The 19313-nt window shown below is 68.0% G+C and carries 22 protein-coding genes; 11 read left to right on the forward strand and 11 right to left on the reverse strand.

The genetic code is table 11. The features are described from left to right. Window positions 1–31: 31 nt before the first annotated feature. Complete coding sequence (locus tag G6N31_RS11475; RefSeq protein ID WP_234815388.1) at window positions 32–1114, reverse strand: NAD(P)H-dependent amine dehydrogenase family protein; 1083 nt, start codon at window positions 1112–1114, stop codon at window positions 32–34. Window positions 1115–1520: 406 nt separating this feature from the next. Between G6N31_RS11475 and G6N31_RS11480 the strand changes: the two genes are divergently transcribed. From G6N31_RS11480 to G6N31_RS11510, 7 genes are read left to right on the forward strand one after another with little or no spacing between them, the layout of a single operon-like run. Beyond that, the gene (locus G6N31_RS11480; protein ID WP_420090925.1) at window positions 1521–2771 is read left to right on the forward strand and encodes an MCE family protein; all 1251 of its coding nucleotides are present in this window, start codon (window positions 1521–1523) and stop codon (window positions 2769–2771) included. Further along, window positions 2768–3793 (forward strand): MCE family protein, encoded by a 1026-nt coding sequence (locus G6N31_RS11485; protein WP_098004423.1) that lies wholly within the window; start codon window positions 2768–2770, stop codon window positions 3791–3793. Before G6N31_RS11480 ends, G6N31_RS11485 begins: the two co-directional genes overlap by 4 nt. Further along, complete coding sequence (locus G6N31_RS11490) at window positions 3793–4878, forward strand: MCE family protein (RefSeq protein ID WP_098004470.1); 1086 nt, start codon at window positions 3793–3795, stop codon at window positions 4876–4878. Before G6N31_RS11485 ends, G6N31_RS11490 begins: the two co-directional genes overlap by 1 nt. Further along, window positions 4875–6149 (forward strand): MCE family protein, encoded by a 1275-nt coding sequence (locus G6N31_RS11495; protein ID WP_098004424.1) that lies wholly within the window; start codon window positions 4875–4877, stop codon window positions 6147–6149. Before G6N31_RS11490 ends, G6N31_RS11495 begins: the two co-directional genes overlap by 4 nt. After that, entirely contained in the window at window positions 6146–7306 is a 1161-nt protein-coding gene (locus G6N31_RS11500; RefSeq protein ID WP_098004425.1) for an MCE family protein, read from the forward strand. The genes G6N31_RS11495 and G6N31_RS11500 overlap by 4 nt, the downstream gene beginning before the upstream one ends. Further along, window positions 7306–8766, forward strand: coding sequence for an MCE family protein (locus G6N31_RS11505; RefSeq protein WP_098004426.1), 1461 nt, complete (start codon window positions 7306–7308; stop codon window positions 8764–8766). The genes G6N31_RS11500 and G6N31_RS11505 overlap by 1 nt, the downstream gene beginning before the upstream one ends. Then, window positions 8748–9245: an Rv2253/PknI dimerization domain-containing protein gene (locus G6N31_RS11510; RefSeq protein ID WP_098004427.1), complete on the forward strand. Its 498-nt coding sequence runs from the start codon at window positions 8748–8750 to the stop codon at window positions 9243–9245. The genes G6N31_RS11505 and G6N31_RS11510 overlap by 19 nt, the downstream gene beginning before the upstream one ends. Here G6N31_RS11510 and G6N31_RS11515 read toward each other — a convergent pair whose 3' ends face one another. From G6N31_RS11515 to rplS, 4 genes are read right to left on the reverse strand one after another with little or no spacing between them, the layout of a single operon-like run. Next, window positions 9246–9551 carry a DUF2469 domain-containing protein gene (locus tag G6N31_RS11515; protein WP_098004428.1) on the reverse strand — a complete coding sequence of 102 codons (306 nt, stop codon included), beginning with the start codon at window positions 9549–9551 and terminating at the stop codon, window positions 9246–9248. It lies immediately after the preceding gene. Beyond that, the gene (locus G6N31_RS11520; RefSeq protein WP_098004429.1) at window positions 9548–10330 is read right to left on the reverse strand and encodes a ribonuclease HII; all 783 of its coding nucleotides are present in this window, start codon (window positions 10328–10330) and stop codon (window positions 9548–9550) included. The genes G6N31_RS11515 and G6N31_RS11520 overlap by 4 nt, the downstream gene beginning before the upstream one ends. A 16-nt stretch (window positions 10331–10346) precedes the next feature. Then, a complete protein-coding gene (gene lepB / locus G6N31_RS11525; protein ID WP_098004430.1) occupies window positions 10347–11165 on the reverse strand; it encodes a signal peptidase I in 819 nt (272 codons plus the stop codon). Window positions 11166–11212: 47 nt separating this feature from the next. Next, window positions 11213–11554 (reverse strand): 50S ribosomal protein L19, encoded by a 342-nt coding sequence (gene rplS, locus G6N31_RS11530; RefSeq protein WP_098004431.1) that lies wholly within the window; start codon window positions 11552–11554, stop codon window positions 11213–11215. A gap of 292 nt (window positions 11555–11846) precedes the next feature. Between rplS and G6N31_RS11535 the strand changes: the two genes are divergently transcribed. Beyond that, window positions 11847–12788 carry a serine hydrolase gene (locus tag G6N31_RS11535; protein ID WP_098004432.1) on the forward strand — a complete coding sequence of 314 codons (942 nt, stop codon included), beginning with the start codon at window positions 11847–11849 and terminating at the stop codon, window positions 12786–12788. A 22-nt stretch (window positions 12789–12810) separates the two neighbouring features. Here G6N31_RS11535 and trmD read toward each other — a convergent pair whose 3' ends face one another. The 5 genes from trmD to mgtE form a co-directional block, all read right to left on the reverse strand. Beyond that, entirely contained in the window at window positions 12811–13497 is a 687-nt protein-coding gene (gene trmD / locus G6N31_RS11540; protein ID WP_098004433.1) for a tRNA (guanosine(37)-N1)-methyltransferase TrmD, read from the reverse strand. Window positions 13498–13509: 12 nt separating this feature from the next. Beyond that, window positions 13510–14028, reverse strand: coding sequence for a ribosome maturation factor RimM (gene rimM, locus G6N31_RS11545; RefSeq protein ID WP_098004434.1), 519 nt, complete (start codon window positions 14026–14028; stop codon window positions 13510–13512). Window positions 14029–14070: 42 nt separating this feature from the next. After that, entirely contained in the window at window positions 14071–14313 is a 243-nt protein-coding gene (locus G6N31_RS11550) for an RNA-binding protein (RefSeq protein WP_098004435.1), read from the reverse strand. Window positions 14314–14320: 7 nt separating this feature from the next. Continuing rightward, complete coding sequence (gene rpsP / locus G6N31_RS11555; protein WP_098004436.1) at window positions 14321–14857, reverse strand: 30S ribosomal protein S16; 537 nt, start codon at window positions 14855–14857, stop codon at window positions 14321–14323. Between the two features lie 171 nt (window positions 14858–15028). Then, window positions 15029–16387 carry a magnesium transporter gene (gene mgtE, locus G6N31_RS11560; protein ID WP_098004437.1) on the reverse strand — a complete coding sequence of 453 codons (1359 nt, stop codon included), beginning with the start codon at window positions 16385–16387 and terminating at the stop codon, window positions 15029–15031. An 89-nt stretch (window positions 16388–16476) separates the two neighbouring features. Here mgtE and G6N31_RS11565 point away from each other — a divergent pair, with 89 nt between their 5' ends. Beyond that, window positions 16477–16977 (forward strand): nuclear transport factor 2 family protein, encoded by a 501-nt coding sequence (locus G6N31_RS11565; protein WP_098004471.1) that lies wholly within the window; start codon window positions 16477–16479, stop codon window positions 16975–16977. Here G6N31_RS11565 and G6N31_RS11570 read toward each other — a convergent pair. Continuing rightward, window positions 16974–17393, reverse strand: a complete 420-nt coding sequence (locus G6N31_RS11570) for a nuclear transport factor 2 family protein (RefSeq protein WP_098004472.1) — start codon at window positions 17391–17393, stop codon at window positions 16974–16976. The two genes, G6N31_RS11565 and G6N31_RS11570, sit on opposite strands and share 4 nt — an antisense overlap. A 56-nt stretch (window positions 17394–17449) precedes the next feature. Here G6N31_RS11570 and G6N31_RS11575 point away from each other — a divergent pair, with 56 nt between their 5' ends. Both G6N31_RS11575 and G6N31_RS11580 read left to right on the forward strand, forming a co-directional pair. Further along, on the forward strand, window positions 17450–18343 hold the full coding sequence (locus tag G6N31_RS11575) for a D-alanyl-D-alanine carboxypeptidase family protein (protein ID WP_098004473.1): 894 nt from the start codon (window positions 17450–17452) through the stop codon (window positions 18341–18343). Between the two features lie 87 nt (window positions 18344–18430). Continuing rightward, the gene (locus G6N31_RS11580; protein WP_098004438.1) at window positions 18431–19261 is read left to right on the forward strand and encodes a D-alanyl-D-alanine carboxypeptidase family protein; all 831 of its coding nucleotides are present in this window, start codon (window positions 18431–18433) and stop codon (window positions 19259–19261) included. Window positions 19262–19313: the final 52 nt, after the last annotated feature.

Here is a 19313-nt window from a genome sequence, read left to right on the forward strand (position 1 = left end):
TCCCGCACCGGCCGCCGGAGGGGCTGAGATCTCACCCGAAAACGTGCCGCGGCAGCGTATTCGGCAGATCCAGCGAACTGAGCAGCCCGGGTGGGGCATCGACGACGAACGGGATGGCGTTGACCACGCGCATCGCGGTGGCGGTCATGGCCGCACGGCCGGCTCCGTGCCCTTCGGCCGCACCGAGCGCCATCCAGCAGTGCACCTCGGGCTCCCCGTCGATGTCCACCCGGTAGGTCGCGTCGAACTCCGAGGCCGGCCAGTCCGGCGCCACGTCACGGGCCATCCTGATGATGTGTTCGACGACGATCGCCTCGCGACCGTCGACGACACCGGCGGCGCGGGTGCGCACCGCACCGCACGTGCCGGCGGGCACCGTTCCGAACGCGACCTCGATGTCGCGGTCGGCGGTCTGTCGGTCGAGGGTGCCCCGAACCTCCGAGACCTGGACGCCGAGAGCTTCGGCCATCAGGAGAATCGGTGCACTCCAGGCCATTGCGATGAAACCAGGGGTCTTGAGCAACGGCTCGAAGTCCAGCGGACGGGCGAAGCCCATCGCGTCCGTCATCACCTCGGCCACCGGGTAATGGTCGTTGAGGGCCACCTCGGTGACGGTGACGCGGGTGATCGTCTTCGACAACGTCGACAGCAGCAGAGCCAGCTGGTCGGAACCGAAGCCGGGAAAGATGCCGGATGCGTACAGCGATGCTCGGCCGGCTTTCGCCGCCGCGTCCAGCGCAGCTCGCCACTGCGGCGCATAGTAGGAGGGCGGATAGATGAGTCCGGTGGAACTTGTTGTGACCACGTTGATTCCCGCTTCAAGCAGCCGGACGTAGTCCGGCACGGCGGCGGCATCGCGCTCGGGTCCGCTCGCGGCGTACACCACGCAGTCGGGCCGCAGCCCGATCAGGTCGTCGACGTCGCCGGTGGCGGTGACACCGATCGGTTCGCCTCCACACAGTGTCCCGACGTCCCGACCGACCTTCTCCGGCGCGTGCACCCACACCCCCACCAGGTCTAGGTCCGGCCGGCGGGTGATCGCGCCGATCGCATTGCACCCCACTCCACCGGTCGACCACACCACGGTGCGTAAGGGCGTCACAGGTCCTGCCACGTCATCCTTCCACCGGCCTGCGGAGCGGGCCGTGTCTCAGCTGCGTCGCCAACGTAACCTAACTTTTGTTCTCGCAATTCGCTTCAGCGGTATTGACCGACTTCCGGCGTAACTGTTAGCTTTCCGGAGCAAACGTTAGGTTCACTACCTCGCGACCGATCCGAGGAAGCACGTGATGACCCACCGCAGGACAGCCGGCACCGCGCCGGCGCATGGGGCGCGCCCGCGAAATGGACTGACGGGCATCCCTCCCCCGTCCGCCTGAGGGACCGACGATTCCGTACCGACTGCGCTGCCGTCCGACGCGAACCACCGCGCGCGCCCGGCACTTTTGACGCCCTCGACAGAAATGCTGCGATCGGGCGCTGTTCCCGCACATCCGGAAGAGACGAATGACTTCCAAGACATATCGCGTCGTCGTGTGGTCCACCGGCGGCATCGGATCCATCGCGATCCGGCCAAACAACACGTGAGGTCGGCACTGGTGCGCCCGCTCGCCGGGCTGATCTCCATCGCAGCCGTCGCGGTGGTCACCACCGTCTCGGCCGTGCTCTTCCAGGACGGGTTCTCCGAAGCTGTTGCCCTCACCGTGATCTCACCTCGCGCAGGTCTGGTGATGAATCCCGATGCCAAGGTGCAGCTCCATGGCGTCCAGGTCGGTAAGGTCGATTCGATCGACTATCTGGCCGACGGGACGGCGGCGTTGCACCTGGCTATCGAGCCGGCGCGCCGCGAGCTGATCCCGGAGGATGTCGGCGTCGACATCGCCTCGACGACGGTGTTCGGCGCCAAGGTGGTCCGACTGGTCCCACCCCCACATCCCGCGCCGCGCGCCGTGCACTCGGGACAGGTTCTCACCGCCGACCGGGTCATGATCGAGGTCAACACGCTGTTCGAACAGTTGGTCTCGGTTCTGTCGACCGTCCAGCCCGAAAAGCTCAACCACACCCTCGGCGCGATCGCCGCGGCGATGAGGGGCCGCGGCGACATGATCGGGCAGAGTCTCTCGGACCTCAACTCCGCACTGGCGCAGATCAATCCGCACCTCGAGGCGCTCCGGCGCGATCTGGCGACCGCGCCCGCCGTGTTCGCCGCCTACGCGGACGCAGCGCCGGATCTGCTGTCGGTGGTCGACAGCGCGGCCAGGATCGGCACCAGCATCGTCGAGACCGAAGACGACCTGGACGCTCTCCTGGTCAGTGCGATCGGTCTCGGCAATCTCGGCACCCAGGTGCTCGAGGACAACGGTCGACCGTTGTCCGACGTGCTGGGCCTGCTGGCGCCGACCACGGAGTTGGTCGCCGACTACCATCGGGCGCTGACCTGCGGGCTCGGGTCGCTCACCGTGATGGCGAACAACCCACCACTCGACGTCCCGGGCGTCGAGGTGCTCGCGGGTTTCTTCTGGGGGCAGGACCGGTACCGCTACCCGTCGGATCTGCCCAAAGTGGCCGCGACCGGAGGCCCCCAATGCACCGACCTTCCGAAGATCCCGTACGGCAAGGCTCCCCCGTTCGTCATCGCCGACACCGGCGCCAACCCGTGGAAGTACGGAAACCGGGGGCCGATCGTGAACTCCGATCTGCTCAAACAGATCATGTTCGGGCCGATTGACGGGCCGCCGCGCAACAGCGCACAGATCGGACAACCCGGATGACCCGGGGCCGGACGGTGGTTCCGAAGCTCGCCGCGTTCGTCACCGTGATGATGTTGCTGACCGGCTGCCTGTTCGCTGTTTTCGGGCAGTACCGGTCCGGGTCGACCCACACGTATTCGGCGGTCTTCGACGATGTCTCGAACCTGCGCACCGGGGAATCGGTCCGGTTCGCCGGCGTCCGGATCGGCACCGTCAAGAGCCTGTCCATGCAGCCCGACAAGACCGTCGTGGTCACCTTCGACGCCGACCGCTCGGTGGCACTGACCACCGGTACCCGCGTGCTGGTCCGCTACCTCAACCTGGTCGGCGACCGGTTCCTCGAGCTCGTCGACGACGAAGGATCGACGAAGATTCTGCCGCCGGGTGCGCAGATCCCGATCGGGCGGACCGCCCCGGCGCTGGACCTCGACCTGCTGCTGGGCGGGTTGGAACCCGTGATCAAGGGCCTCAACGCACAAGATGTCAACGCGCTCAGCGCGTCACTGATCCAGATTGTGCAGGGGCAGGGCGGCACCATGGAATCCCTGCTGTCCCAGACGTCGTCGTTCTCGAATGCGCTCGCCGACAAGAACCAGGTGATCGAGCAACTGGTCGACAATCTGCAGACGACGCTGGCCACGCTCGGCGGTCAGCGTGACCAGTTCTCCACTGCGCTGCAGCGGCTACACACGCTGGTCGGAGAAATGTCGGCCGAGCGTGAGCCGATCGGCGCCGCCATCGACTCACTGTCGGCCGGCACCGCAGCACTGTCGGATCTGCTGGCCGAGACCCGCGCCCCGCTGGCCGGTTCCGTCGACCAGCTCCACCGGTTGGCGCCCCACCTGGAAAGCAAGCTGGACCGTGTCGAGACCGCCATCGCCAAAGCGCCGGACAACTACCGCAAGTTGGTCCGCATCGGCTCCTACGGCAGCTTCGTCAACTACTACATCTGCTCACTCGGTGTTCGGGTCACAGACCTGCAGGGGCGCACTGCGGTGTTCCCGGTGTTCCGGCAGGACAACGGAAGGTGCGCGGAGAACTGATGGTGAAGTATCGGCGCGCAGGCACAATCCGGGCGGGCTTCATCGGCGTCGTGCTCATCACGCTGGTGATCGCGGTCGGCCTGGCGCCCGAACGGATCATCGGGTGGGCCACCACCATCCGGTATCAGGCGGTGTTCGCCGACCTGAGCGGCCTGGCGGTGGGCAACGACGTGACGGTCTCGGGGATGACGCTCGGAAAGGTGACCGCGGTGTCGCTGCAGGACCCCGACGCGCGGGTCACCTTCACCGTCGACAGCCGCACCCCACTGGGATCGCAGACCACCGCGCACATCCGCACCGGCACGCTGCTGGGCCAGCGGGTGCTGGTGCTGGAGTCCTCCGGCGACGACACGCTGTCTCCGATGGAGATCATCCCACGCAACCGCACCTCGTCGCCGTACACGCTGACTGACGCGATCGGCGAGCTGACCACCAACACCACCGACACCGACACCGCCCGCCTCAACGAGGCCCTGAACACGTTGTCCGACACCATCGATCAGATCGCGCCGCACCTGGGTCCCACTTTCGACGGGCTGACCCGGATCTCGGAGGCGCTCAACTCCCGCAACACCGCCCTCGCCGGGCTGTTCAACAGCGGCCGTGACGTCACCGAGGTGCTCGCCGACCGCAGCGCGGAGGTGGGAGCGTTGATCCTCGACGCCAATGACCTGGTGGGGACGCTCAACGAACGGCGCCAGACGATCGCCGAACTGCTCGCCTACACGTCGGCGATGGCCCGCGAGGTCACCGGGCTGGCACGCGACAACGAGGCTGAACTCGCACCGACACTGGAGAAGCTGAACACCGTGCTGGAGATGCTCGAACGCCAGCGCGACAACATCGCGCTGGCGCTGCCGCGGCTGGCCAAGTACCAGGTCACTCTCGGCGAGACGGTCGCCAGTGGACCGTACTATTCGGCCTACATCCCCAACCTCGACCTTCCTCCCATCCTGCAGCCGTTCCTGGACTACGCCTTCGGTTTCCGGCGCGGTGTCAACGCCGGCCAACCGCCCGACAACGCGGGCCCGCGCGCCGAGCTGCCGTTCCCGCGCAACGGCATCCCCCAGAGGCCGCCGCGATGAGCCCGACGCTGCTGACCAGATGGACCGCCGCGGCCCTCGGCGCGCTGCTGATCGGATCGGTCGGTTTCGTCACCGTGGCGCGGCTGTTCCCGGCCACCACGATCACCGCGGTGTTCGCCAACGCGAACGCGATCTATCCCGGTGACGACGTCCGCATTGCGGGTGTGCAGGTCGGCAGCATCGCGTCGATCCGAGCCGACGGCACACAGGCGGTCTTCACACTCGAGATCGACCACGGGGTGCGGGTGGCCGCGGATGCGAAAGCTGTTGTGGTCGCCCAGAACCTGGTGTCGGCACGTTACGTCCAGCTCACCGCCGGCGGGAGCACCGGACCGGCACTCGGTCCGGGCGCGGTGATCCCCCGCGAACGCACCGCGGTGCCCGTGGAGTGGGACGAGGTCAAAGAACAACTCGACCGGCTGGCCGCCGACCTCGGCCCCGCCGGTGATTCCACGACGGGTTCGGTGGGCCGATTCATCGACAGCGCCGCCGACGCGATGGACGGCAACGGGCACACGCTGCGCGCCGCCATAGCACAACTCGCCGGGATCAGCAGGGTCATCGCCGACGGTAGCGGTGACATCACCGAGATCATCACCAACCTGCAGACTTTCGTGGCGGTGCTGCGAGACAGCAACGCACAGATCGTGCAGTTCCAGGAGCGGCTGGCCACGCTCACGAGCGTCCTGGACGGGAGCCGCAGCGATCTGGATTCCGCGCTGACCAACCTCGCCGAAGCCGTCGGCGAGGTGCAACACTTCGTCGCGGGCACCCGGGACCACGCGGGGGAACAGGTCGCCCGCCTGGTCAACGTCACCCAGAACCTGGTCGATCACCGCGCCGACCTCGAGCAGGTGCTCCACGTCGCCCCTTCGGCGATGGCCAACGCCTACAACATGATGGACCCGCGCACCGGAGGTGCCAGCGGAGTGTTCGTGCTCAACAACATGGCTGACCCGACCGCTTTCTTCTGCGGAATGCTCGGCGCGCTGGCCAACGTGACCGCCCCCGAGAGCGCCAAGCTGTGCGCCCAGTACCTGGGTCCCGGGCTGGACACCGTGAACTTCAATTACCTGCCGTTCCCGGTGAACCCACTGCTGACCCCGGTGCCGTCGGAGAGCAAGCTGATCTACAGCGAGCCCGACCTTCGGCCCGGCGGTCCCGGAACCCGCTCCGAGCCCGCAGCGATCGCCCCGCAAGATTCGGCGTATCAGGCCGCACCGCCCACACTGCCGCAGATGCTGCTGCCCGCCGAAAGGCCGGCCCCGTGAAGCCACTCCACACGGCGCGGCGCGCCGCTGCGCTGGCCATGGTAACGATGCTCGCCGCGACGGCATGCGCCTTTGAGGGGGTGAACTCGCTACCGCTGCCCGGCACGGTCGGACGGGAGGACGGTGCGTCCATATTCACCGTCGAGCTCGCCAACGTCGGTACCCTCGAAAGCAATTCGCCGGTGCTGGTCGATGACGTGGTGGTCGGTAGCATTCGCAGCATCGGGATCGCGGGGCGGCACGCCGAGGTGACGATCCGAGTGCAGCGCGGCGTCGAGATCCCGGCGAACGCGATCGCCACGGTGGGACAGACCAGTCTGCTCGGCTCGATGCACCTCGAACTCGCCCCGCCCGGCGGCGAGCGCCCCGCCGGTGTGTTGGCCTCCGGCGCCACCATCGGTCTGGACCGATCGTCGACCTACCCCTCCACCGAACAGACGCTGGCCGCGCTGTCGACGGTGGTCAACGCCGGTGGCCTGGGCCAGATCGGCGACGTCGTGCATTCCTTCAACGACGTCTTCACCGGCCGTCAGAGCGACATTCGCGAGCTGCTGGGCAGACTCGACACCTTTGTCGGCGTGCTGTCGGCTCAGACCGCCGACATCCTGGCCACGATCACCGAACTCGATCGGTTCGCCGCGACCGTGAACGCCCAGCGCGACGTGGTCAGCAGAGCACTTCGCGACATTCCGCCCGCGCTGGAAGCGCTGCTGCGCCAGCGGCCCCGCTTGATCGAGGCGCTCGACGCGCTGCGCCGGTTCAGCGACACCGCGGCCACCGTGATCCACTCGGTCGAAACCGATCTGGTGGCCAACCTCGCACACCTGGAACCGGTCTTCCGCGCCCTGTCCGACGTCGGACCTGACATCGGCACGGGGCTGGGTTATGCGCTGACGTTTCCGTTAAACCAGAACATCATCGACCGCGGCGTGCGCGGTGACTACATGAACCTGTTCGTCACCGTCGACCTGACGCTGGGCCGCTTCAAGCGGGGCCTGCTGGCCGGGACCTCGTTCGGTGACGAGAACGCCCCGCTGGTGCCCGCACCGGGCGACCCCGGCTATGACACGTTTTATTCGAAGAACGCCCAGGGCCAGGCGGTGGCGCCGCCGCCCGGGGTGATGGGACCCGACCGGTTGCCGACGGGTGGCGGCTGATGCTCACCGGGATGGTGCGGATTCAGTTGACGCTGTTCGCGATCGCGTCGATCGTCGGGATCTCGGTGATGGTCGTGCAGTACATCCGCGTGCCGACGCTGCTCGGGGTCGGACGCCTCGAGATCGCGTTGCAGCTACCCGAGGCCGGCGGGCTGTACCGTTTCGCCAATGTCACCTACCGGGGCGTGCAGATCGGCAAGGTGACCGCCGTCGACGTCCATCGCGACGGCGCCCTCGCCACGCTGTCTTTGGCGGATTCGCCCCGGGTGCCGGCCGATCTGCAGGCCGAGGTGCGCAGCGTGTCAGCCGTCGGCGAACAGTACGTCGATCTGCAGCCCCGCACCGACTCTGGGCCTTACCTCGAAGACGGCGCGGTGATCCCCACGTCGGCGGTGACCGTCCCGCAGCAGGTCGCGCCCATGATGCGGAATCTCAGCGCGCTGGTGACCAGCATCCCGAAGGACAAACTCGACAGGTTGCTCGACGAGTCGTTCACCGCGTTCCACGGGGCGGGCTACGACCTGCAGACACTGACCGAGTCCACCTCGCGGATCGCCGCTGACACCGACAGCGTGGCCGATCGCACCTCGGCGCTGATCGAGGACAGCGCCCCGGTGCTCGACGGCCAGGTCGCCGGCGCCGACGCGCTGGCGACCTGGTCGGCCCGGCTGGCCGCGCTCAGCGCCCAGCTGGTGGCCCGCGACCCGGAGATCCGTACCATCATCGAGTCGGGATCCCCTGCAGCGCAGGAAGTCTCGCAGCTCCTCGAGCAGGTGCGGCCGACTCTGCCGGTGCTGTTGGCCAACCTGACGTCGCTGGGCCAGGTGGGACTGACCTATCGACCCGGGCTCGAGCAGCTCCTGGTGCTCCTGCCGCCGGCTTCGGCGTTCTACCAGTCCGCGGTCGGCTCCAACAACGCCACCGGCATCCCGGTCGGGGACTTCCGGATCTCGGTCGACGACCCTCCCGCGTGCACCGTCGGGTTTCTCCCGCCGTCGTCGTGGCGGTCACCGGCGGACACCACCACCATCGACACGCCCGACGGTCTGTACTGCAAACTGCCGCAGGACTCCCCGATCGCGGTGCGCGGAGTGCGCAACCTTCCGTGTATGGATGTTCCCGGCAAGCGCGCGCCGACCGTCGAGTTGTGCCGTAGCGACCGAGGTTTCCAGCCGCTGGCCGCCCGTCAGCACGCGCTGGGACCGTACCCGTTCGATCCCAACCTCATCGGGCAGGGCGTCGCACCCGATGACCGGGTCACGCGCGACGAGCGGCTGTTCAGCCCGCCGGCCGGCACTCCGATGCCGCCCGAAGCGCCCCCACCCTCGCCGGTCGCGGTCGCCACCTACGACCCGCAAACCGGTCGGGTCGCCACCGACGACGGCAGGGCCGTGCAGCAGACCGATCTGGTGGCGCCCGCCGACAGCTGGGAGGACCTGGTATGGCCCACCGTGCCCTGATCCTCGCGTCGTGCCTGTTCGCCGGGGCAGCCACGCATCTGGGCGGCGCTGCTCAGGCCTCCCCCGACGTCGCGCTCAACGGCACGTTCACCGCGCGCTCCGACGGGTTGTGGGCCACGACCAACGAGATCATGGTCTACCAGCCTGACGTCGTGGCCACCTGGACGGTCACGTCGTCGTGCACCACCTTCCAGGACTGCACCGGCACCGTGATCAGCGATCAGGGCTGGACCGCCGAACTGGTGTATCAGAGTCAGCGCTGGAAGGCCGCCCACGTCATCGAGGGGTGGCAGCGGTGTCCGGACGGCAGCACCGCGCCAGGCGAGCAGACCTTCACATTCTGGGCGGCACGGCTGGACGCCCCGGACCGCCACGACCGGCTCAGCGGCTGGGATCAGACGATCGGCCCCAGCGGCGCGTGCGGGGTGAACCGGTCGCTCAACGTGCGGATGCCGTTCACGCTGACCCGGATCGGGTGACTACTCGGGCAGCCGCAGCTCGGGCTTCTCGACCTCTTCGATGTTGACGTCTTTGAAGGTGATGACCCGGACCTGCTTGACGAAACGTGCCGGCCGGTACATGTCCCACACCCACGCATCGCCGAGGCGCAGCTCGAAATACACCTCGCCGTCGGCGTTGTGGGGTAGCAGCTCCACACTGTTGGCCAGGTAGAAGCGACGTTCGGTTTCGACGACATAGCTGAACTGCCCGACGATGTCCTTGTACTCCCGGTACAGCGAGAGCTCCATCTCGGTTTCGTACTTCTCGAGATCTTCGGCACTCATCGGCTCAGCTGTCCTTCATGTAGGTCGGAGTCCATCGGGCCCATTGCGCTCATCTTCCCGCACGCGAGTTCGCCATGTTCTCCGGGTTCCCATTCCCACTGGGTCGACGAACCCACTTCGCGATCGCAGGTGACCAGCCGCCGCACGTTGATGAAGGAATAGCGGTGCTGACGTGACGGCCCGAGCGCCGCCAGCGCCGCGCTGTGGGCACGTGTGCTGTAGCCCTTGTGCTCGGCGAACCCGTACCCCGGGTGCTCGTCCTCCATCGCCACCATCAGCCGGTCCCGGCTCACCTTGGCCAGAACACTGGCCGCGGCGATACACGCCGCCGCCGCATCACCGCCGACGACGGGCAGCGACGGCATCGGCAGACCCGGCACCCGGAAGCCGTCGGACAGGACATAGCCGGGGCGCACCGCAAGGCCGGCGACCGCCCGCCGCATCCCTTCGATGTTGGCCACGTGCACGCCGCGGCGGTCCACCTCCACCGACGGGATGTACACCACGTGATAGGCCAACGCATACCGCTTGATCAGCGGGAACAACCGCTCACGTTCGGCTTCGCCGAGCTTCTTCGAGTCATCGAGCGCCGACAGGCTGTCGAGCCGATTGGGGCCGAGCACGCAGGCGGCCACCACCAGCGGACCCGCACACGCACCCCGTCCGACCTCGTCGACACCGGCCACCGGGCCGAGCCCGGCGCGGTAGAGCGCCGACTCCAGGGTGCGCAGTCCCGAGGCTTTGCGGATCACCGTCCGGGGTGGCCACGCAGCACGCACGTCCGAGGCCTCCTGTTCAGGTCTGCGGGTTGAACGAGCTCACCCCACCCCACCGCGACGGGGGCCAGGCGATGAACTGTGCCTTGCCGATCACATTCTCCACCGGGATGGTGCCGGGGACCGGGTCCCCCGTACAGATCAGGCCGCGTTGTGCGTCGTCGGGTTCGTTCGCGCAGTGGCTCCGCGAATCCGCCGAGTGCGTGCGGTTGTCCCCCATCACCCACAACCTGCCCTCGGGGACCTTGACCGGGCCGAACTCGTTGCCCAGGCACGGGTAGACCGCAGGGTCGGCATTGAGCGTCTCGGTGTCCAGATAGGGCTCATCGAGCGGCTTGCCGTCCACGGTCAATCCGGTGTCGAGACGACACTGCACCGTCTGACCGCCCACCGCGATGATCCTCTTGACGAGGTTGTTCTCGTCGGGTGGGACGAACCCGACCACCGACAGCGCGTTCTGCACCCAGCGCAGCGCCGGATTGTCCGATCGGATCGACTGGTAGCCGATGTTCCAGTTCGGCGGCCCCTTGAACACGACCACGTCGCCGGGGCGCGGCGAGGTGAAGTTGTAGCTGAGCTTGTCGACCATGATCCGGTCCCCGACGCAGCCGTCACACCCGTGCAGCGTCGGCTCCATCGACTCCGACGGGATCAGGTACGGACGGGCGATGAACGTCAGCATGACGTAGTACAGGACCACCGCGATGGTGATCAAGATCGCGGCTTCGCGCAGCGCGCCGCCCTTTTTCTTGTCCGACTTCTTGCCGTCCTCCGCTGCGGCGTCCGCCTCGGAGGTGTGCTCGGGCTGGGGGTCGTCGGGCGTGGGGGGTCCGCTCACAAGATCAGACTAGCCAGCACGCACCGGGTACCCGGCCGGCGGGCAGATCAGCGCTTTTCCTTGATCTTCGCCTTCTTGCCACGCAACTCGCGCAGGTAGTACAGCTTGGCGCGGCGGACGTCACCGCGGGTGACGACGTCGATGTGGTCGATGTTGGGCGAGTGCACGGGGAACGTGCGCTCGACACCGACGCCGTAGCTCTCCTTGCGCACGGTGAAGGTCTCCCGCACGCCGCCGCCCTGCCGGCGGATGACCACGCCCTTGAAGACCTGAATGCGCTCCTTGGAGCCCTCGATGACCTTCACGTGGACGTTGAGCGTGTCGCCGGGGCCGAAATCGGGCACATCGTCGCGCAACGACGTCTGGTCGACGAAATCGAGCGTGTTCATCGGTGACACTTCCTTGCTGATCGCGGCTCCGGGCGACGTCGTGGTGACGCGCTACAGCCGTAGTTTGTTCGGGCGTCTGGGGTGCGGTCGTGCAGCAGAGCGGGGTTCACCCGTTTCCGGCCGTGCACAGACAACTGCCCAATTGTGCCAGACGGAGGCCCGAACCCCGAAATCCGCCGCCGCCGGTCGTCGAGCACGCCGAGTCTGTTGCGTCTAGCCTGGTAGACACGGGGTATCGGGCGATAACAGCCCCGCGAACGGGTGCGGATGGCGAAGAAGACGGAGGCAACCCATGCGTTGGCGGCCGCACAGGCTGGTCACAACCACCGCTGCCCTGACCGTCGCCGCGCTCACGCTCGGCGGATGTCACGCACAGGTCGACGGTGCACCTCCGGTGCCGACAGCCGCTCCGCTGACGGTGGTGGCCCCGCTGGGCACCATGGCCCCGCTGCCGGAACGACCGCCCGACGAGCCGGCGTTCGCCTTCGCCGGTCTCGCCGACCGGACGGCGCAGGCCACCGCGCAGGCCGCCGACTCCGGCGCTGACCTGACCGTCGCGGTGCTCGACCGCAACACCGGCCAGTTGGTGACCAACAGAAACGATCGCACCATCGCAATCGCCTCGGTGGTCAAGCTGTTCATCGCCGACGACCTGCTGCTACAGGTTGCCGAGGGCACCACGACACTGTCGCCACAGGATCGGCAGGCCCTCGACGTGATGCTGCGCGCCTCCGACGACAGCGCCGCCGAGGTGTTCTGGAACCGCAGCGGAGGTTCCGCGATCATCGATCGGGTCGTCGCACGCTACGGGCTGTCGTCGACTCAGCGGCCGGGCAACGGACGCTGGTTCAACACCGTCAGCACCGTGACCGACCTGGTCAGCTACTACGACAAGCTGCTGGCCGGGTCCGGCGGTCTGCCTGCCGAGCAAGCCAGGATCATCCTCGACAACCTCGCGGCCTCGACGCCGACCGCGCCCGACGGGATGGTGCCCGGCGGGGTGTACCCGCAGCGCTTCGGTATCCCCGAAGGGCTTCCCCGCGAGCGCGTCGCCGTCAAGCAAGGCTGGATGTGCTGCATCGGCGCCGACTGGATGCATCTGTCCACCGGTGTCATCGGCGCCGACCGTCGCTACGTCATGGCCATCGCCGCCATGCAGCCCGGCGACGCCGAGACCGCGCGCCGGACGTTGACCGACGCGGTCCGGACCCTGTTCCCGGAGGGACAGATCTGACACCGTTCCCGGAGGGACAGATCTAGCCCAGCAGGTCGGGTCGGCGCTCCTGGGTGCGCCGACGGCCCTGCTCGCGGCGCCACGCGGCGATGCGGGCATGATCGCCGGACAGCAGCACCTCGGGCACGTCGAGGCCGCGCCAGCTCGCCGGGCGCGTGTAGCTCGGCCCTTCCAGCAGGCCACCCACCGACTCCGAATGCGAATCGTCTTGATGCGAGGCGGGATTGCCGAGCACATCCGGCAACAACCGCGCCACGGCTTCGATCATCACCACCGCTGCGGACTCACCGCCGGGGAGCACATAGTCACCGATCGACACCTCCTCGACACGCATCCGCCGTGCGGCGTCATCGATCACCCGCTGGTCGATTCCCTCGTAGCGGCCGCAGGCGAACACCAGGTGCCTTTCGCTGCTCCAGCGTTGCGCCACCGACTGCCGGAACAGCCGACCGGCCGGTGACGGCACCACCAGAAGCGTTTCGGCAGTACAGATGTCGTCGAGAGCCTCCCCCCATACGGGGGCCTTCATCACCATCCCCGGGCCGCCGCCGTAGGGCGAATCGTCGACCGAGCGGTGCACGTCGTGCGTCCAGTCCCGTAGGTCGTGCACGGCCAGGTCGATGATGCCCGCCTCGATCGCCTTGCCGGGCAACGCCTGTCGCAGTGGTTGCAGGAATTCGGGGAAGATCGTGACGACGTCTATCCGCACAGCTTCGCCTCTCTAGAGTTCGAGCAGGCCCTCGGGTGGATCGATCGTCACCTTCTGATCCGCCAGCGACACCGAGGTCACGATCGCCGACACGAACGGGACCAGTACCTCGTTACCGGCGGCCGCCCGCACCGCGAGCAGTTCTCCTGCGGCGGTGTGCAATACCTCCGTCACGGTGCCGACCCTGTCCCCGGCGACGGTCCAGACCGTCAGCCCTTCGAGCTGATGGTCGTAGAACTCGTCGGGGTCTTCGATCGGGGGGAGGTGGGCGGCATCCACCACGAACACGGTGCCGCGCAATCGGTCGGCGGCTTCGCGGTCGGCCACCCCGGTCAGGCGCATCAGCAGCCGACCGCCGTGCGCGCGCACCGAGTCGATCACATAGTCGCGCTGAGCGCCCCCCTTGGCGGACCGGCCCCGCAGGGTCGCTCCGGCCACGAAGCGATCCTCCGGGTCGTCGGTGCGGATCTCGACGGCAACCTCACCGGTGACGCCGTGCGCCTTGACGACGCGTCCGATCACCAACTCCATTCCGGCCCGTCCGATCTGCGCTGTGCGGGTGCCGCCCGTGCTCTACCGGTCGGTGTCGACCACGTCGACGCGGATGCCGCGGCCACCGATCCCGGCGACCAGGGTGCGCAGCGCGGTTGCGGTACGCCCACCGCGTCCGATGACCTTGCCGAGATCGTCGGGGTGCACGTGGACCTCGACCGTCCGGCCACGGCGGTTGGTCACCATGTCGACACGCACATCGTCGGGGTTGTCGACGATGCCGCGGACCAGGTGCTCGACGGCGTCGACGACGACAGAGCTCATCGCGGGCTCAGCTCTCGGCCGGCGCCGACTCGCCCGAGCCCTCCGTGGCACCGGCGACGGTCGCGTCCGCGCCTTCGGCGGCGGGCTCGGACTGGTCGGCGTTACCGGCCGGGTCGGCGGTCGCCTCGATGTCGGAGGCCGCCTTCTTAGCTGCGGGGGCCTTTTTCTTCTTCGGGGTGGTCGCCTCGGTGGTGGCACCACCGTCGGCCTCGGCGAGCGCGGCGTTGAACAGATCCAGCTTCGACGGCTTGGGTTCCTTGACCTTCAGCGTGCCCTCGGCACCCGGGAGGCCCTTGAACTTCTGCCAATCACCGGTGATCTTGAGCAGCGCCAACACAGGCTCGGTCGGCTGGGCACCCACGCCGAGCCAGTACTGGGCACGCTCGGAGTCGAGCTCGATCAGGCTGGGCTCTTCCTTCGGGTGGTACCGGCCGATCACCTCGATGGCGCGCCCGTCGCGGCGGGTGCGGGCGTCGGCGACGATGATGCGGTACTGCGGATTGCGGATCTTGCCAAGCCGGGTGAGCTTGATCTTGACAGCCATGAACGACTACTCCTACTGCGTTGCCACGCTGCAATTCAGCGATGCGGGCGGGTTGCCCGATCCGGTTTTGCCTTACGTGTGTGACCGCCGTACGGCCCATCCTGGACAGGAAGCCGCACGTGGACAGCGGCCTATTGTGCCAGAACCGCCGCCCGCACCGGAAATCGCAGGTCAGATTCCCAGTACCGCCTTGGCGATCAGGAAGTAGATCAACAGTCCGGTCGCATCGACGAAGGTGGAGATGAACGGGTTGGAGAACACCGCCGGGTCGACGCGCACCGCGCGGGCGATCAACGGCATCGCACCTCCGACAGCCGCCGCCATGGTGCACAGGCTGACCAGGGTCAACCCGATCACCGCGCCGATGGCGGGCTGGTAGATCAGGCTGGTCACCGTGTAGGCCAACGCGCCGAGCAGCAGCCCCAGCGCCAGCCCCACCCGCAACTCGCGGAGGAGCACTTTCCCGAGGTCACGGGGTCCGACATCACCGAGTGCCAGCGCACGGGTGACGGTGGTGGCCGCCTGGTTACCGGTGTTTCCACCGGTGCCGATGAGCAGCGGCACGAACAACGCGAGGGTGACCACCTCGGCCAGCGTCGACTCGAAGACCTCGAGCACCTGGACGGTCAGGGTGGCACCGATCGCCAGCACCAGCAGCCAGACCACCCGCGACCGGACCAGACTGACCACGGACGCGGTGAGGTAGGGCCGGCGCAGCGGTTCCGTGCCCGCGATGCGAGCCTGGTCCTCGGACTCGGCGGACTCCAGGATCCGCAACGCGTCGTCGACGGTGAGGATCCCCACCAACCGAGTCTCGTTGTCCACGACCGGCAGCGCGAGCACCTTCAGATCAGCGCAGCGGCGGGCCGCGGCCTCGGCGCTCTCGGTGGCCCGGGCCCAGTGCGGTTCGGACATCACGTCGCCGACCGCAGTCTCCGGCGCGGCGGCCAGCAGCCGGCGCAAGCTGACCACGCCGACGAGGACACGCTCGTCTTCGACGACCGGCAGCGTGTAGATCGTTTCGGCGTCGCCGAGTCGTTCGGAGACCCGGGACAGCGCCTGCGCGGCCGTCATCGTCGCGCGCACGGAGACGAACTCCGGGCTCATCCGCCGTCCGATCGCGGCGTGCGGGTAGCCGAGCATCCCGGCGGTGAGGTCGCGTTCGCGAGCCGGGAGCCCCCGCAGCAGCCGGGCCGCGACGGTTGCGGGCAGTTCGTCGAGCAACTCCACGCGGTCATCGGGGTCGAGGTCGGCAAACAGCGCCGCGACCGTGTCGTCCTGCAGGCCGCCGACCAGGTCGCTCTGCAGGCTCGGGTCGAGCCGCTCGAACACCTCCAACGCCTGGTCCTTCGGCAGCACGCGGTAAAGCACCGCCCGCTGCCGACGGTCCGAGCGCCCCAGCAGCGCGACGATCTGGACCGCCGAGAGCGGCCGCAGCGCGGCGGTCAGAGCCGCCAGGTCCAATTCCTCCAGAGCCTGTTCGACCGATTTGAGCTGGGACTCCGTGAGCGCGGCGGTCATGTCGGTCATCACTACACGATCGCTGTGAACGCAGGCTTGCCGAACACGTCCGAGGGCCGGAACCGAAAGCGTCACCGTAGGCTGCACCCGTGACCGAGATGAGCACTCCGTGGTCCGACATCGAGGCGATCAAACAGCTCAAGGCCCGGTACTGCCGTCTGCTGGACACCAAGCAGTGGAGCCAATGGCGCACGCTGTTCGTCGACGACTTCCGCAGCGACACCTCGCCGGCAGGCGGAAAGCTGATCGTGGGCGCCGACGAGTTCGTCGCGTTCACTCGGCACAGCCTGGGCGACCGCGCCACGGTGCACCAGGTGCACGCGCCCGAGATCGAGGTCACCTCGGCCACGACCGCCCGCGCGGTCTGGGCCCTCGAGGATGTGGTCCGGCTGGCGCCGGGAGTCAACCTCCGCGGCTACGGCCATTACCACGAGACCTACGAGAAACGCGACGGACGTTGGCAATTCACCAGTTCCACGTTGACCCGCATCCGTGAGGACATCTTCAACGTGCTGTTCTCGGTTTATCTGTCCGATCGCATCAAGAAGGTCGCGGGTGTGCTGGCCCGGCGACTGGTGCGCTCCGCGCCGCGGGGCTAGACGATCTTGTCGAAGCACTTCTCCTCGACCCGCCGGCTCATCCGCCAGCCGTGCTCGGTGCGCACGAACTCGTCGACGTACCAGATCCCGACAAAGTAGACCTGCCCCTGTTCGCCACCGAGCACCATCGGGTTGAAGCAGATCGCGCGCGAGGTGGCGCGGTCGCCGTCCAACCGCACGTCGACGTTGCCCAGCATGTGGTAGTAGGCGGGAAAGTTCGGCAGCACGTCTTTCAACCATGCCTTCACCTCGGGGAATCGGCCGTCGATGCCGCCGGAAACGCGGTAATCGATGTAGGCGTCGCCGGTGAACACCGCGTCGAGGTCGTCGAAGCGACGCGAGTCGATGGCCGTGGAGTAGTCGATCAGCAACTGCTGGATCTCCAGCCGGTCGGAGATCTCCGTCAGAGTCATCACCCGCACGATTGAACACGATGGGCGACCGGTCGGCGCCGCGCTTACACTCGACCGTCATGACGTCACGGCTCTTGGCGTGTGCGGGTGTCGCGATCAGCCTGGTCGCGGGCGCAGCCACCGTCAGCTCCCCCATCGCGACCGCGGTACCCGCGGGCATCAGTCAGCCGGCGGGCTCGGTGCCGGTGCCCGACGGCCCGGCGCAGGCCTGGGTCCTGGCCGACATGGACACCGGGGCGATTCTGGCCGGCCGCAACCAGGACGGCCGGTACGCGCCGGCGAGCACCATCAAGGTCCTCCTGGCCCAGACCGTCCTCGACGAGCTCCCGCTGGATGCCACCATGGTGGCCAACCAGGCCGACACCGAGGTCGAATGCAACTGCGCCGGTGTGACTCCCGGGATGACCTACACCACCCGGCAGCTGCTCGAGGCGCTGCTGCTGGTGTCGGGCAACGACGCGGCCAACAGCCTCGCGACGATGCTCGGCGGGCGGGACGTGGCGCTGGCCAAGATGAACGCCAAGGCCGCCGCCCTCGGCGCGCACGCGACCCGGGCCGGCTCGCCGTCCGGACTGGACGGCCCCGGAATCGACATCTGGTCCTCGCCCCGCGACCTGGCCGTCATCTTCCGCGCCGCCATGGCCAACCCGGTGTTCGCGCAGATCACCGCACAGCCCACGGCAGTCTTCCCGACCGCGGCCGGGGACCGGGTGCTGGTCAACCAGGACGAACTGCTGCACCGCTACCCGGGCACCTTCGGCGGCAAGACCGGCTACACCGACCTCGCCCGCAAGACCTTCGTCGGCGGTGCGCAGCGTAACGGCAGGCACCTGGTGGTGGCGCTGATGTACGGCGTCAACGTCGAGGGTGCACCGACGTATTGGGATCAGGCGGCGAGCCTGTTCGACTGGGGTTTCGCGCTGGGCCCCAACGCCCGAGTGAGCCGACTCTAGGCACGAGAAGCCGGCGCGCGGCGTCGATATCCAATGGAGACCTGATCGCGTACGGATCGAGTCCGGCAGTGGTTACCGTCGCCAAGTGTGCGAAGACGGTTCGCGGGGTTGGCGCTCGCCCTGTGCGCGGCCCTGGTGACCGCCCTGCTGCCCTCCGGCGCGACCGCGGTGGCGCAGCCTGAAGCGGCTGCGGCGCAACCGGTTCCCGAAGGTCCGGCCAAAGCGTGGCTGCTCGCCGACATGGACACCGGCCGGGTGCTGGCCAGCCGCGACCCGTACGGCAGCTACGCACCGGCCAGCACGATCAAGGTGCTGCTCGCCATGGCCGTGCTCGACCGTCTGTCTCCGGAGAGCTTCGCCCGCGCCAACGAATCCCATACCAAAGTGGAATGTTCCTGCGTCGGACTCAAACCCGGACAGGCTTACACCACAGCCCAATTGGTCGCGGCGATCCTTATGGTCTCCGGTAACGACGCGGCGAACATGCTGGCCGACATGCTCGGCGGACAGCCGGTGGCGTTGGCCGCGATGAACCGTAAAGCCGCGTTGGTCGGTGCCCGCGCGACCAAGGCGTCCTCACCGTCGGGCCTGGACGGTCCGGGTTGGGAATCCGCGACCACCCCGCACGATCTCGCGGTGATCATGCGCGCGGCGTTGAAGTATCCGTTGATCGCCCAGATCATGCGGTCCCCGTCGGCGCAGTTCCCGGGCCGGACCCTGCACAACCAGAACGAACTGCTCACGCGCTACCCCGGCGATCTCGGCGGCAAGACCGGTTACACCAACCTGGCCCGCAAGACCTACGTCGGCGCCGCACAGCGGGGAAGCCGGCGCCTGGTCGTCGTGCAGATGTACGGCACCGGCGACCTGTACGGGCATGCGATTCGGCTGTTGGATTGGGGCTTCGCGCAGCCCTGAGGGTCGGTTACGTAACACGGTGGCGGAATCGGGGCCCGAAACCGCCGTGGGG

The organism is Mycolicibacterium duvalii, from assembly GCF_010726645.1.
Classification (GTDB): Bacteria; Actinomycetota; Actinomycetes; order Mycobacteriales; family Mycobacteriaceae; genus Mycobacterium; species Mycobacterium duvalii.

Excerpts from the sequence above, each read along its gene's own strand:
- G6N31_RS11535 (WP_098004432.1), top strand. The coding sequence starts at position 11,847 with ATGCGTTGGCGGCCGCACAGGCTGGTCACAACCACCGCTGCCCTGACC.
- G6N31_RS11505 (WP_098004426.1), top strand. The coding sequence starts at position 7,306 with ATGCTCACCGGGATGGTGCGGATTCAGTTGACGCTGTTCGCGATCGCG.
- G6N31_RS11550 (WP_098004435.1), bottom strand. The coding sequence starts at position 14,313 with ATGAGCTCTGTCGTCGTCGACGCCGTCGAGCACCTGGTCCGCGGCATC.
- G6N31_RS11575 (WP_098004473.1), top strand. The coding sequence starts at position 17,450 with ATGACGTCACGGCTCTTGGCGTGTGCGGGTGTCGCGATCAGCCTGGTC.
- G6N31_RS11495 (WP_098004424.1), top strand. The coding sequence starts at position 4,875 with ATGAGCCCGACGCTGCTGACCAGATGGACCGCCGCGGCCCTCGGCGCG.
- rimM (WP_098004434.1), bottom strand. The coding sequence starts at position 14,028 with ATGGAGTTGGTGATCGGACGCGTCGTCAAGGCGCACGGCGTCACCGGT.
- G6N31_RS11485 (WP_098004423.1), top strand. The coding sequence starts at position 2,768 with ATGACCCGGGGCCGGACGGTGGTTCCGAAGCTCGCCGCGTTCGTCACC.
- G6N31_RS11515 (WP_098004428.1), bottom strand. The coding sequence starts at position 9,551 with ATGAGTGCCGAAGATCTCGAGAAGTACGAAACCGAGATGGAGCTCTCG.
- rplS (WP_098004431.1), bottom strand. The coding sequence starts at position 11,554 with ATGAACACGCTCGATTTCGTCGACCAGACGTCGTTGCGCGACGATGTG.
- G6N31_RS11565 (WP_098004471.1), top strand. The coding sequence starts at position 16,477 with ATGAGCACTCCGTGGTCCGACATCGAGGCGATCAAACAGCTCAAGGCC.
- G6N31_RS11490 (WP_098004470.1), top strand. The coding sequence starts at position 3,793 with ATGGTGAAGTATCGGCGCGCAGGCACAATCCGGGCGGGCTTCATCGGC.
- rpsP (WP_098004436.1), bottom strand. The coding sequence starts at position 14,857 with ATGGCTGTCAAGATCAAGCTCACCCGGCTTGGCAAGATCCGCAATCCG.
- mgtE (WP_098004437.1), bottom strand. The coding sequence starts at position 16,387 with ATGACCGACATGACCGCCGCGCTCACGGAGTCCCAGCTCAAATCGGTC.
- G6N31_RS11510 (WP_098004427.1), top strand. The coding sequence starts at position 8,748 with ATGGCCCACCGTGCCCTGATCCTCGCGTCGTGCCTGTTCGCCGGGGCA.